This window comes from Pseudomonas sp. TE3895 (assembly GCF_056278855.1).
The window spans coordinates 527,715-539,575 of the sequence record NZ_JBWBQE010000001.1 but is presented as its reverse complement, the minus strand read 5'-3'; the positions used below and the strand labels follow the sequence as shown (position 1 = coordinate 539,575).

At 62.2% G+C, this 11,861-nt stretch carries 9 protein-coding genes; 5 read left to right on the top strand and 4 right to left on the bottom strand.

The genetic code is table 11. The annotated features are described in order from the left end of the window. Positions 1-34: 34 nt before the first annotated feature. The 3 genes from ACZ889_RS02345 to ACZ889_RS02335 all read left to right on the top strand — a co-directional run bounded on the left by ACZ889_RS02345 (position 35) and on the right by ACZ889_RS02335 (position 3,178). Positions 35-1,453, top strand: coding sequence for an FAD-dependent oxidoreductase (locus ACZ889_RS02345; protein ID WP_003249156.1), 1,419 nt, complete (start codon positions 35-37; stop codon positions 1,451-1,453). Between the two features lie 194 nt (positions 1,454-1,647). Next, a complete protein-coding gene (gene hemE / locus ACZ889_RS02340; protein WP_003249158.1) occupies positions 1,648-2,712 on the top strand; it encodes a uroporphyrinogen decarboxylase in 1,065 nt (354 codons plus the stop codon). A 118-nt stretch (positions 2,713-2,830) separates the two neighbouring features. Next, positions 2,831-3,178 carry a YgiW/YdeI family stress tolerance OB fold protein gene (locus ACZ889_RS02335; protein ID WP_003249161.1) on the top strand — a complete coding sequence of 116 codons (348 nt, stop codon included), beginning with the start codon at positions 2,831-2,833 and terminating at the stop codon, positions 3,176-3,178. A gap of 67 nt (positions 3,179-3,245) precedes the next feature. Here the strand turns inward: ACZ889_RS02335 and ACZ889_RS02330 are convergent, their stop codons facing one another. Next, positions 3,246-4,433 carry an MFS transporter gene (locus ACZ889_RS02330; RefSeq protein WP_223279186.1) on the bottom strand — a complete coding sequence of 396 codons (1,188 nt, stop codon included), beginning with the start codon at positions 4,431-4,433 and terminating at the stop codon, positions 3,246-3,248. 165 nt (positions 4,434-4,598) lie between these two features. Between ACZ889_RS02330 and ACZ889_RS02325 the strand changes: the two genes are divergently transcribed. Beyond that, positions 4,599-5,498 carry a LysR family transcriptional regulator gene (locus tag ACZ889_RS02325; RefSeq protein WP_003249165.1) on the top strand — a complete coding sequence of 300 codons (900 nt, stop codon included), beginning with the start codon at positions 4,599-4,601 and terminating at the stop codon, positions 5,496-5,498. A gap of 76 nt (positions 5,499-5,574) precedes the next feature. Continuing rightward, positions 5,575-6,348: a ParA family protein gene (locus tag ACZ889_RS02320; protein WP_003249168.1), complete on the top strand. Its 774-nt coding sequence runs from the start codon at positions 5,575-5,577 to the stop codon at positions 6,346-6,348. On the opposite strand, the gene trxC is transcribed toward ACZ889_RS02320, so the two are convergent. The 3 genes from trxC to mscK all read right to left on the bottom strand — a co-directional run bounded on the left by trxC (position 6,345) and on the right by mscK (position 11,847). Then, a complete protein-coding gene (gene trxC / locus ACZ889_RS02315; RefSeq protein ID WP_047603601.1) occupies positions 6,345-6,779 on the bottom strand; it encodes a thioredoxin TrxC in 435 nt (144 codons plus the stop codon). The genes ACZ889_RS02320 and trxC overlap by 4 nt on opposite strands. 115 nt (positions 6,780-6,894) lie before the next feature. Continuing rightward, on the bottom strand, positions 6,895-8,355 hold the full coding sequence (gene selO, locus ACZ889_RS02310) for a protein adenylyltransferase SelO (protein WP_476257152.1): 1,461 nt from the start codon (positions 8,353-8,355) through the stop codon (positions 6,895-6,897). Between the two features lie 183 nt (positions 8,356-8,538). Further along, a complete protein-coding gene (gene mscK, locus ACZ889_RS02305) occupies positions 8,539-11,847 on the bottom strand; it encodes a mechanosensitive channel MscK (protein ID WP_180689139.1) in 3,309 nt (1,102 codons plus the stop codon). Positions 11,848-11,861: the final 14 nt, after the last annotated feature.

Below are 11,861 nucleotides of genomic sequence, written 5' to 3'. Positions count from 1 at the left end.
GTAGCTTGCAGCTGCTGTAAAGAGGTTTTGAAAAATGGCTGAACGTCTGAACAACGACTTCCAGTTCATCGAAGTGGGCCGAAAGGACCCGAAGAAAAAGCTGCTGCGCCAGCGCAAGAAGGAGTTCGTGGAAATCTACGAACCTTTCAAGCCGCAGCAGTCCGTGGAGCAGGCGCACCGCTGCCTGGGCTGCGGTAACCCGTATTGCGAGTGGAAGTGCCCGGTACACAACTTCATCCCCAACTGGTTGAAGCTGGTCTCCGAAGGCAACATCCTGGCTGCGGCGGAACTGTCGCACCAGACCAACACCCTGCCGGAAGTATGCGGCCGTGTTTGCCCGCAAGACCGCCTGTGCGAGGGTGCCTGCACCCTGAACGACGGTTTCGGCGCGGTGACCATCGGCTCGGTGGAGAAGTACATCACCGACACCGCCTTCGCCATGGGCTGGCGTCCGGACATGTCCAAGGTCAAGCCAACCGGCAAGCGCGTTGCCATCATCGGCGCCGGCCCGGCGGGCCTGGGCTGCGCCGACGTGCTGGTGCGCGCCGGGGTAACCCCGGTGGTGTTCGACAAAAACCCTGAGATCGGTGGCCTGCTGACCTTCGGTATCCCCGAGTTCAAGCTGGAAAAGACCGTGCTCAGCAACCGCCGTGAAGTGTTCACCGGCATGGGCATCGAGTTCCGCCTGAACACCGAGGTGGGCAAGGACGTGACCATGGAACAGCTGCTCGCCGAGTACGACGCGGTGTTCATGGGCATGGGTACCTACACCTACATGAAGGGCGGCTTCCCGGGTGAAGACCTGCCGGGCGTGCATGACGCACTGGACTTCCTGATCGCCAACGTCAACCGCAACCTGGGCTTCGAGAAGTCGCCGGAAGACTTCGTCGACATGCAGGGCAAGAAAGTGGTGGTGCTGGGTGGTGGTGACACCGCGATGGACTGCAACCGTACCTCGATCCGTCAGGGTGCCAAGGCAGTGACCTGTGCTTATCGTCGTGACGAAGCCAACATGCCGGGTTCGCGCAAAGAGGTGAAGAACGCCAAGGAAGAGGGTGTGAAGTTCCTCTACAACCGCCAGCCCATCGCCATTGTGGGTGAGGACAAGGTCGAAGGCGTCAAAGTGGTCGAGACTCGCCTGGGCGAGCCTGATGCCCGTGGGCGCCGCAGCCCTGAGCCAATCCCGGGCTCCGAAGAGATCCTGCCGGCAGACGCCGTGGTAATCGCCTTCGGCTTCCGCCCGAGCCCGGCGCCGTGGTTTGAGCAGCATGGCATTCAGCTGGACAGCCAGGGCCGTGTGGTTGCCCCGGAGAAGGGCAAGTTCAAGCACCAGACCAGCAACCCGAAAGTGTTTGCCGGTGGCGACATGGTGCGCGGTTCGGACCTGGTGGTGACTGCGATCTTCGAAGGGCGTACGGCCGCCGAGGGTATCCTGGACTACCTCGAAGTCTGATTTTCGGCCTGTTCGCGGGCATGCCCGCTCCCACAGGGTTAAGCGTAGAACCCGTGGTAGCGGGCATGCCCGCGAAGCTTTTGTATACAAAAACGCTTGATCTGTGGCATCCAATAGACAAAACACATGGTCATGGCCGTGCCTTTTGCGCTGGTGTCTGAGAAAATGCCCGCACTATTTTTCCGGATGCCGACATGACTGCCCTGAAGAACGATCGTTTCCTGCGTGCACTGCTCAAGCAACCCGTAGACGTCACCCCGGTGTGGATGATGCGCCAGGCCGGCCGCTACCTGCCGGAGTACCGCGCCAGCCGCGCCAAGGCCGGTGACTTCATGAGCCTGTGCATGAACCCGCAGTTCGCCTGCGAGGTCACCCTGCAGCCGCTGGACCGCTACCCGCTGGACGCAGCGATCCTGTTCTCGGACATCCTTACCATTCCCGATGCCATGGGCCTGGGCCTGTACTTCGAAACCGGCGAAGGCCCGCGTTTCAAGAAGGTCATCAGCACCCCCGCCGACATCGAAGCGCTGCCAGTCCCGGACCCACAGAAAGACCTCGGCTACGTGATGGACGCGGTCAGCACCATTCGCCGTGAGCTCAATGGCCGTGTGCCGTTGATCGGCTTCTCCGGCAGCCCGTGGACCCTGGCCACCTACATGGTCGAAGGCGGCTCGTCGAAGGACTTCCGCAAGACCAAGGCCATGGCCTACGACAATCCGCAAGCCCTGCACCTGCTGCTGGACAAGCTGGCCCAGTCGGTCACCAGCTACCTTAACGGTCAGATCCTGGCCGGCGCCCAGGCCGTGCAGATCTTCGACACCTGGGGCGGCAACCTGTCGGCGGCGGCCTACCAGGAGTTCTCACTGGCCTACATGCGCAAGATCGTCAGCGGCCTGATCCGCGAGCACGAGGGGCGCAAGGTGCCGGTGATCCTGTTCACCAAGAATGGTGGTTTGTGGCTGGAAAGCATCGCCGACGCAGGTGCCGACGCACTGGGCCTGGACTGGACCTGCGAAATTGGCGACGCCCGCCGCCGCGTGGGGGACAAAGTAGCCTTGCAAGGCAACATGGATCCGACCGTGCTTTACGCCAAGCCCGAGGCCATTCGCAAGGAAGTGGCGCGCATCCTGGCCAGCTATGGCCACGGCACCGGTCATGTGTTCAACCTTGGCCACGGCATTACCCCGGAAGTCGACCCGGAGCATGCCGGCGTGTTCATCAACGCCGTGCACGAGCTGTCGGCGCAGTATCACCAGTGAGGTGACACGCGGAAACCATAAGCCCGGTCATGTGCCGGGCTTTTATTTTGCATTAAGTTTTAATTCAGCGATCGTCGTTAATCTGGTCCCATCGAAACCGAAACAGGACCCGATCCTCATGAAAATCCGTTATCTTGCCCTCATCCTCGCCCCCTTGTTCAGCGCTGGCGCATTTGCCGCTGGCTACACCGGCCCTGGCGCCCAGTCGGTAACCACGGTTGCCGCCGCCAACGACGCCGCCGATGACACTCCGGTTGTGCTGCAAGGCTTCGTGACCAAGAAGATCAACAACGACGACAAGTACGAGTTCAAGGACAACACCGGCACCATCACTGTCGAGATCGACGATGAGGACCTGCCGCCGACGCCGTTCAACGACAAGACCAAGGTGAAGCTGACCGGTGAGGTTGAAAAGCACCTGATGAGCCGGGAAGTGGATGTGGATATTGTCGAGATCATCAACTGATCTGATGGCCTCTTCGTGGTCACGCCCGCTCCCACAGGTTGTGGGTGCGGGCGTGCCCACGAATGCATCACACCGTTTTGGGTGGCAACTTGCTCAGGTGCAACGCCACCAGCAATGCCACCGCCAGCAAGCTGCCAATGAACAGCCCGATCCCGTTCCAGCCCCACTGGTGCCAGAACACCCCGCCCGCCGTACCGGCCACGCTGGAGCCAGCGTAGTAGCAGAACAGGTACAGCGACGACGCCTGCCCCTTGGCCTTCAGCGCCCGGCGGCCGATCCAGCTGCTGGCCACCGAGTGCGCACCAAAGAAGCCGAAGGTGAACACCAGCATGCCCACGATCACCATCACCAGCGGACTGGCCAGTGTCATCAGCAAGCCACCCGCCATTACCACGATACTGGCCCAGAACACCTTGCGCCGGCCCAGTTTGTCCGCCAGCGCGCCGACCTGTGCCGAACTGTAGATACCCGACAGGTAAACCACCGACAGCAAGCCGACCAGCGCCTGGTTCATGTGGTAGGGCTCGGCCAGCAGGCGGTAGCCGATGTAGTTGAACAGGGTGACGAAGGCGCCCATCAGCAAGAAGGCTTCAAGAAACAGCCAGGGCAGGCCTGCATCTTTGAAGTGCATGACAAAACCGTCCAGCAGGCTGCGTGGGTTCATCGTCTGTGCGCGGAAATTGCGTGATTCCGGCAGCACCTTCCAGAACACCAGCGCGGCCACCAGGGCCAGGCCGCCAATGGTCAGCATCGCCGTGTGCCAGCTGACGAAGTCGATCAGTACGCCAGTGATGAGCCGCCCGCTCATGCCGCCAATCGCGTTGCCGCCGATGTAAAGGCCCATGGCCAGACCAATGTGTTGCGGGTGGATCTCTTCGCTCAGGTAGGTCATCGCCACTGCCGCCAGGCCGCTCAGCGACAGGCCGACCAATGCGCGGGTGGCCAGTACCAGCTCCCAGCTGGGCATCACTGCGCTGGCCAAGGTGGACAGTGCGGCGCAGACCAGCGCGAACACCATCACGGGCTTGCGTCCGATGCGGTCAGAAATGGGGCCGGTGATCAGCAGGCCGAACGCCAGCATGGCGGTGGACACCGACAGCACCAGGCTGCTCTGCGCCGCATTGATGGCAAACTCCCTGGATAGCAGAGGCATCATCGGCTGTACGCAGTACAGCAAGGCGAAGGTGGCGAAACCGCCGCTGAACAAGGCCAGCACGGTTTTCATGAAGGCGGGTGTGCCTTTTTCGATCCACATTTCGGTCAGGATGGCAGGTTTTGGCTCAAGGAGGAGGGGGGCTACTGCAGTTTTCACGGGCGGGTACCTCTGGCGCAATGAAAAAAGCATATAGCTGGCTAACGATTAGATCCAATATATTGTTCGACCTATTTGAGATGTTTGGCGACTTGTTTGGAGCGGATCATGGAACTGCGTCATCTGCGTTACTTCATTGCTGTGGCCGAAGAGCTGCACTTTGGCCGCGCCGCCCAGCAGCTGGGTATTTCCCAGCCGCCCTTGAGTCAGCAGATCCAGGCCCTGGAGCAGGAGTTGGGGGCCCGGCTGTTCGACCGGACCAACCGTCGTGTCGAACTGAGCGAGGCCGGGCGATTGTTCCTCGAGGAAGCGCGCCAGGTATTGGCGCAGGTGGAGAAGGCCGCGGATGTCGCCCGGCGTGCGCAGTTGGGCGAGCTGGGGGAGATGAAAATCGGTTTCACCTCCTCGGCCCCGTTCACCTCGAAAATCCCCAAGGCCATTCACGCCTTCCGTCAGCGCTTTCCGGCGGTGCACCTGAACCTCAAGGAAATGAGCAGCCGTGATGTTGCCGAAGGGGTATTCGACGAGTCCATCGAGGTGGGGTTGATGCGGCCGATGCCGCTGCCGGAAGGGTTGGTGGCCACCGAGTTGTTCCGAGAACCGTTGGTGGCGGTGATCAATGCCTCGCATCCGCTGGCCGAGGGCACTGAGCAAGGCGTCTACATGGCGGCGTTGGCCCCTGAGCCCTTCGTGTTCTTCCCGCGCAGTTATGGCAGCGGCTTGCATGCACAATTGCTGAGCCTGGCGCGGCATGCGGGTTTCAGCCCCCATTTTGCGCAAGAGGCAGGGGAAGCGATGACCATCATCGGCCTGGTCTCGGCGGGGCTGGGGGTGTCGGTGCTGCCGGCGTCGTTCCAGCGCATGCGTATAGAAGGGGTGGTGTACCGCACCTTGCTCGATGAAGAGGCGATGTCGGCGGTGTGGCTGGTGCAGCGTGAGCGCGGCCATTCGGTGATGGCCAAGGCATTTGCCGAGTTGTTGACAGGGCAGGTGGTCGGTCAGGCGTGATGCTGGTCAAATGGCACTGGTCATTGCCCCACTGCCGCCACATACTCGGGCATTCGTTGATACACGGAGGTCAATCATGCGGCGCGTGGTGTTCAATCAGAAAGGTGGCGTGGGCAAGTCGAGCATTGCCTGCAACCTGGCGGCGGTCAGTGCCAATGAAGGCTACCGGACCTTGTTGATCGACCTGGATGCCCAGGCGAACTCGACCCAATACCTCACCGGCCTGACCGGCGAGGACATCCCCATGGGCATCGCCGACTTCTTCAAGCAAAGCCTTTCCAGCGGGCCGTTCAGCAAGAAGAACAAGGTCGATATCTACGAAACCCCATTCGACAATCTGCATGTGGTCACCGCCACTGCCGAGCTGGCCGACCTGCAGCCAAAGCTGGAGGCAAAACACAAGATCAACAAGCTGCGCAAGTTGCTCGACGAGCTGGACGAGGATTACGAGCGTATCTACATCGATACCCCGCCGGCGCTTAATTTCTATGCGGTTTCTGCGCTGATCGCTGCCGATCGCGTGCTGATCCCCTTCGACTGCGACAGCTTTTCGCGCCAGGCCCTGTATGGCCTGCTGGCCGAGATCGAAGACCTCAAGGAAGACCACAACGAAGACCTGGTGGTCGAAGGCATCGTGGTCAACCAGTTCCAGTCACGTGCCAGCCTGCCACAGCAGATGCTCGACGAACTGCTGGCCGAAGGGTTACCGGTGCTGCCGGTGTACTTGGGCAGCTCGGTGAAAATGCGCGAATCGCACCACGCCAGCCTGCCGCTGATTCACCTGGAGCCGCGGCACAAGCTGACTCTGCAGTTTGTCGAGTTGCATTCGCTGCTTGAGGAGAATGCTTAAACCCCGTGGTTACGCAGCCACTCCAGCAGGGACTGGAGTGGAAACGCCCCGGCCTGGCGGCTGACTTCGCGGCCGTTCTTGAACAGCAGCAGGCTGGGGATCGAGCGTATGCCCAGTTGCCCTGCGAGGTTACGGTTGGCTTCGCTGTCGAGCTTGGCCAGGCGGCAGCGGCCAGCAAGCTTCCGGGCGGCCTCTTCGAAGGTGGGGGCAAATGACTTGCACGGGCCGCACCAGTCGGCCCAGATGTCGACCAGCAGCGGCAGGTCGCCTTTGATCTGGCTGGCATAGCTGGCTTCGGTGAGCTCGAAAGGGGTGCTCAACAGCACGTCCTGTTTGCAGCGACCGCATTTCGGCGCATCGCCCAGGCGGTCGGCGGGCAGGCGGTTGAGGCCGTTGCAGTGGGGGCAGGGGATTACCAGTGGGTCGGTCATTTCATCTCCAGTAGGTCTATCGCGGTTCCCTGTAGGAGCGGGTTCACCCGCGAAGAATGCGACGCGGTGCATGGCACCGGCTTCGCCGGTAAAACCGCTCAGGATTCGGCGCTAATCAGGAAGAGCAGCTGATTTCCAGGTGCTTGCCCCACTCCGGCGGTCGCTCGGCGTAGGCCTGCATCCCGGGCTGTTCCTCGAACGGCCTGGTCAGGACTTGGTGCAGCCGTCGAACTTCACTGTAGTCCCCCGTCTCGGCCGCTTCGATGGCTTTCTGCGCCAGGTAGTTGCGCAACACGTACAGCGGGTTTACCGCATGCATCCGTTCACGGCGGCCTTCGGCATTGCCGGGCTCACGCCCACAGCGGGCCAGGTAGTCTGCGCCCCAGGCATCGAAGCCGGCCAGGTCGATAAAGTCATCGCGCGCCACCTTCAGCGCCTCGGCCACCGGCTGCTCACCCAGTTTGCGGAAGAACAGGCTGTAGTCCACGCCACCGCGTTGCATGCACTGCAGCAGGCGCTCGACCAGCGCCATGTCATCATCTTCGGCGGTGGTCAGCCCCAGGCGCCGGCGCATCAGGTCCAGGTAATGGGCCTGGTACAGCGGCAGGAACAGGCCCAACGCTTCCTTCAGCGGCTCAACTTCGATCACGGTGGTCAGTGCCTGGGCCAGCGCGCTGAGGTTCCAGTGGGCGATGGGCACCTGGTTGGCGTAGCTGTAGCGGCCTCGATCGTCGGAGTGGTTGCAGATGAAGTTGGCGTCGAAGTCATCCAGGAACGCGTAGGGGCCAAAATCGAAGGTGATGCCGAGGATCGACATGTTGTCGGTGTTCATCACGCCGTGGCAGAAGCCATACGCCTGCCAGCGGGCGATCAGTTCGGCATTGCGCTCGACGATGGTGCGGAACATGGCCAGGTAAGGCTGCTCGGCGTCACGGCATTCGGGATAGTGCTGTTCCAGCACGTGGTCGATCAACACGCGCTGCTGCTCGGGCTGCTTGGTGTAGTAGAAGTACTCGAAATGACCGAAACGCACATGGCTCTGCGCCAGGCGCGTCAGCATGGCCGCGCTTTCACGGGTTTCGCGCCACACCGGGGTGCTGGAACCGATTACGCACAGTGCCCGGCTGGTAGCGATACCCAGGGCGTGCAGGGCCTCGGAGGCGAGAAACTCGCGAATCGACGAGCGCAGTACGGCGCGGCCGTCACCCATGCGGGAGTAGGGTGTCTGGCCGGCGCCCTTGAGGTGCAGGTCCCAGTGTTCGCCTGCGTCGTTGAGCACTTCGGCCAGCAGCAGGCCACGGCCGTCGCCCAGACGCGGGTTGTACGAGCCGAACTGGTGGCCGGAATAAACCATCGCCCGAGGGTCGGCCTCTTCCCACAGTTTGTGGCCGCTGAACAGTTCGGCGAACACCGGCAGCTCGGCCTGGGCGGGGTCGAGGTCGAGCAAGGCCATGGCCGACTCGCTCGCTACCACCAGGCGCGGGTCTGCAATGGGCTCGGGCAGCACCTGGGTGGAGAACGCATCGCCCAGGCGGGCGAAGCGGTTGTCGAAGGTGAGTTGGTCGAGGGCTTTCACGGGACTGCTCCTTGGAATCGGTGCCTATGGGGCCGCTTGGCGGCCCTTCGCGGGTGAACCCGCCCCTACAAAGAACATGCAGCGCCTGAAAGCCGTGCGGTCCCTGTGTAGGAGCGGGTTCACCCGCGAACGAGGGCGAAGCCCTCGCAGCCATTTTGCACACAATAAAGTATTCGAGCCCATTCAGGCCGAAGCAGTGCCATCCGATTTCGGCTGTTCCATCGGAATCAATTGCTGTTTGCCGCCCTTCGCGTCCATCAGGAATACCTCTACCTGGCGTACCGAGATCTTGATGTTGTGGGCCTTGAACTCGCGGTTGATGTAGCGGTTGATCTCGTCCAGCGTCGGGTTGCGGTCGCCCAGGTCACGGACGTGCATGCGCAGTTCGTGGTCCAGCGAGCTTTCGCCGAAGTTGAGGAAGTACACGATCGGTTCCGGGTCCTTGAGCACGCGTGGGTTCTCATGCGCGCCCTTGAGCAGCAGGTCGCGCACCAGGTCGAGGTCTGAGCCATAGTCGATGCCCAGCTTCAGCGTCACCCGGGTGACCGTATCGGTCAGCGACCAGTTGATCAGTTGGCCAGTGATGAAGGTCTTGTTGGGGACGATGATGTCCTTGCGGTCGAAGTCGGTGATGGTGGTGGCACGGATGCGGATCTTGCTTACCGTGCCCGACAGGTTGCCGATGGTGATGGTGTCGCCAATCCGTACCGGGCGCTCGAACAGGATCATGATGCCGGAGATGAAGTTGGCGAAGATTTCCTGCATGCCGAAGCCAAGCCCTACTGACAGCGCGGCCACCAGCCATTGCAGCTTGTCCCAGCTCACCCCCAGGGTCGACAGGGTGCTGACGATGCCGATGCCGACGATGGTGTACGACAACAGCGTGGTGGTGGCGTAGGCACTGCCCTGGGCCAGGTTCAGGCGAGACAGCACCAGTACCTCCAGCAGGCCCGGCAAGTTGCCGGCCAGGGCGAAGGTGATGCCGACGATCACCAGCGCGCCGAGCAGGTCGCCGAGGCTGATCGGTACCATGCTGGCGGCGGCGCCGGTGCCGCTGGTGTATTCGTAGAGGACGAAATTGTTGAGGTAGGCGAACACCGAGATCAGGTCGGCCCATACCCAGTACAGGCCGGCGATGAAGCCGCCGAGCAGGGCCAGGCGGATCAGGCGTAGCGACTGCTGGTTGACCTGTTCGATATCCAGCGTTGGCTCCTCGGTGATGACTTCGCCATCCAGCCCTTCCTTGGCTGCCGCACGCTTGGTCAACGCACGCTGGTAGGCCAGGCGTCGTGCAGCCACCGACAGACCGCGCACAAAAGCGGCCTCGATCACCAACCAGAACAGCAGCAGGTACAGGGTGTAGATGAGTCGGTCGGTAAGCTTCAGTGCCGTGTAGTAGTAGCCGAAGCACACGGCGACGAACAGGGCGATGGGCAGGGCGGTGAATGCTACCCCCACCGCCCTGCGGAACAGCGAGGTGTCACGGTGTGCCGGGCTGCTGAGCAGCAGACGGCTGAGCAGCCAGGCCATCAGCGCATAGCAGGTCAGCACCACGCCGATGCCCAACACGTCGTCTGCCAGTGCCGAAGGTTGGTGCTCGGCCACCGCCACCACGCCGACCAGTGCCAGCACCACGGTGCCCAGGCGGCGAACCCAGCCGCGCAGGAACTCGACCTGTGGTTTGTGCCAGCGGAAGTGGACTTCCGCCACGCCACCGGGTGCGAGGATACGGTAGGCGGTGTAGAACACCAGCCAGGCCTGGGCCAGCTGCCAGAGTGCGGCGCCCAGGTTGGCGTTTTGCCCGCGGGCGTCGATCTGCAAGGCGTAGCTGCACAGCGCCAGACCAAGGCTGACCGGCATCGCCAGCAGAATGTTGATAAGGATTGCCTGGGGCGTGTGCCATTGGCTGTCACGGCGGAAGTGGCCGATATCCTGGTGCACTTTGCCTAACCGTTGGTAAAGGTATTTGCGCCGCCACAACAGCGCGCCGATCACCAACAGCAGCGGCAGGAACAGCAACGGGCGCTGGCTCAGGCCATCGGCCAGCTCTTTCAGGCTGGAGCCCCATGGCAGGTTGGCGACCTGGTCGGCCAGGCGCTCTGGCACGTATTGCAGCCAGTCCCAGTCCAGCGGCTTGTTGCTGGGGATCCAGAACATTTGCTCGTCGAGGGTGGTGCGCAGGCTCTGCGCGGTGCCCAGCAGCTGCTTCTGGTTGAGCTGCAGGGTGATCGATTCGTTGAGCAGCGCCGACAGCTCGCGGTTCAGCCGCTCCAACAGGTCGCTGCGGGTGATGGCCACTTCCAGCAGGGCCTTGCGCAGCTGCGGTGTCACAGCTTCCTGCGGTTGCGCCGCCAGCAGCTTGTCGACGTAGGTGACCGGGCTGCTCATCTGCTCGCGTTGCTGGTTGACTTCGAACTGGTACAGGCGGGTGTCGGCGATCTGGTCGGCCAGGTCGCGGTCGACCTTCAGGTGCGGCAGTGTCTGTTTCTGTTTATAGAGAATCTTCGACAGCAGCAGGCTTCCCTTGAGCACGTTGATCTGCTCGTCAAGCGCCTGGTCGGCCTGGGTCAGGCTGTCGAGCTGCTGCTTGGTGCGCAGGTTCTGCTGGGTCAGTTCGTTAAGGCGATCGGTGCTCTTGAGCAGGTAGTCGGAAAGCTTGAGGTTGATCGCGCTTTCAGTGGCCAGCAGGCTGCTGCCGCCGGCCTTCTGAGCCTCGATCGACTGCTGGGTGACGGCTTCCTGGGACTGGGCCAGGCGTTTGGCGTTGATCAGCGTCTGCAGGTCCTGGATTTCCTGCTCCAGGCGGGCAGCGCGCTCGACCAGCAGGTCGTGACGCGCATTGCCGAGGTCTTGCAGCAGGCTGTTGCCGGCCAGTTCCTGGCGGCGCAGAAGGGTCAGCGCGTTGAGCGAGGCCAGCTCGGCGTTGAGCTGGTTGCGCTGGTCGGCATTGATGGCTTTGCCACCGTCCTTGCCGGTTTTGAGGATGTTGTTGATCTGCTGGGTGCGGGTCTGGCTGCTGCTGATCTCGGCCTGGGCGCGCTCGGGGCGGGTTTGCGAGTTGATGATCAGGCTGTTGGCTTCAGACAGCGCCTTTTGCAGCTCGCCCTGCTGCGTGTTGCGTTCGCTGAGCATCTGCTCAAGCTGTGGCACGGTGAGGTTGGCGTAGCGCTGTGCCACCGGTTGTGCCTTGGTTTCCTTGAGCTTGGCCAACTCCTTCTGGCTGTCGCTGGTCTCCTTGGGGGCACTGCTCAGCTGCTGCTTCAGTGCAGCCAGTTTCTTTTCGTTGTCTTCCTTGGCAGCAAGCAGGCTCAACGTTTGTTCGAGCACCTGCTGCAGCGCCTTCTGGTCTGCCTCGGGCAGCTTGCGCTCGGCGATCTTGTCGAGGCTGTTCTGGATACTGGCGGTGGTCGGGACTTCTGCCGCGCCAGCCGCAAAAGAAAGGGACAGGCACAACCCGAGCAGGGCTGTGCGAAGGTACACGCGCAGGGACATAGGCAGACTACTTG

Coding starts and splice junctions, on each gene's coding strand:
- ACZ889_RS02325 (WP_003249165.1), top strand. CDS start 4,599: ATGGAACTGCGTCATCTGCGTTACTTCATTGCTGTGGCCGAAGAGCTG.
- ACZ889_RS02335 (WP_003249161.1), top strand. CDS start 2,831: ATGAAAATCCGTTATCTTGCCCTCATCCTCGCCCCCTTGTTCAGCGCT.
- hemE (WP_003249158.1), top strand. CDS start 1,648: ATGACTGCCCTGAAGAACGATCGTTTCCTGCGTGCACTGCTCAAGCAA.
- mscK (WP_180689139.1), bottom strand. CDS start 11,847: ATGTCCCTGCGCGTGTACCTTCGCACAGCCCTGCTCGGGTTGTGCCTG.
- ACZ889_RS02320 (WP_003249168.1), top strand. CDS start 5,575: ATGCGGCGCGTGGTGTTCAATCAGAAAGGTGGCGTGGGCAAGTCGAGC.
- ACZ889_RS02345 (WP_003249156.1), top strand. CDS start 35: ATGGCTGAACGTCTGAACAACGACTTCCAGTTCATCGAAGTGGGCCGA.
- trxC (WP_047603601.1), bottom strand. CDS start 6,779: ATGACCGACCCACTGGTAATCCCCTGCCCCCACTGCAACGGCCTCAAC.
- ACZ889_RS02330 (WP_223279186.1), bottom strand. CDS start 4,433: ATGTGGATCGAAAAAGGCACACCCGCCTTCATGAAAACCGTGCTGGCC.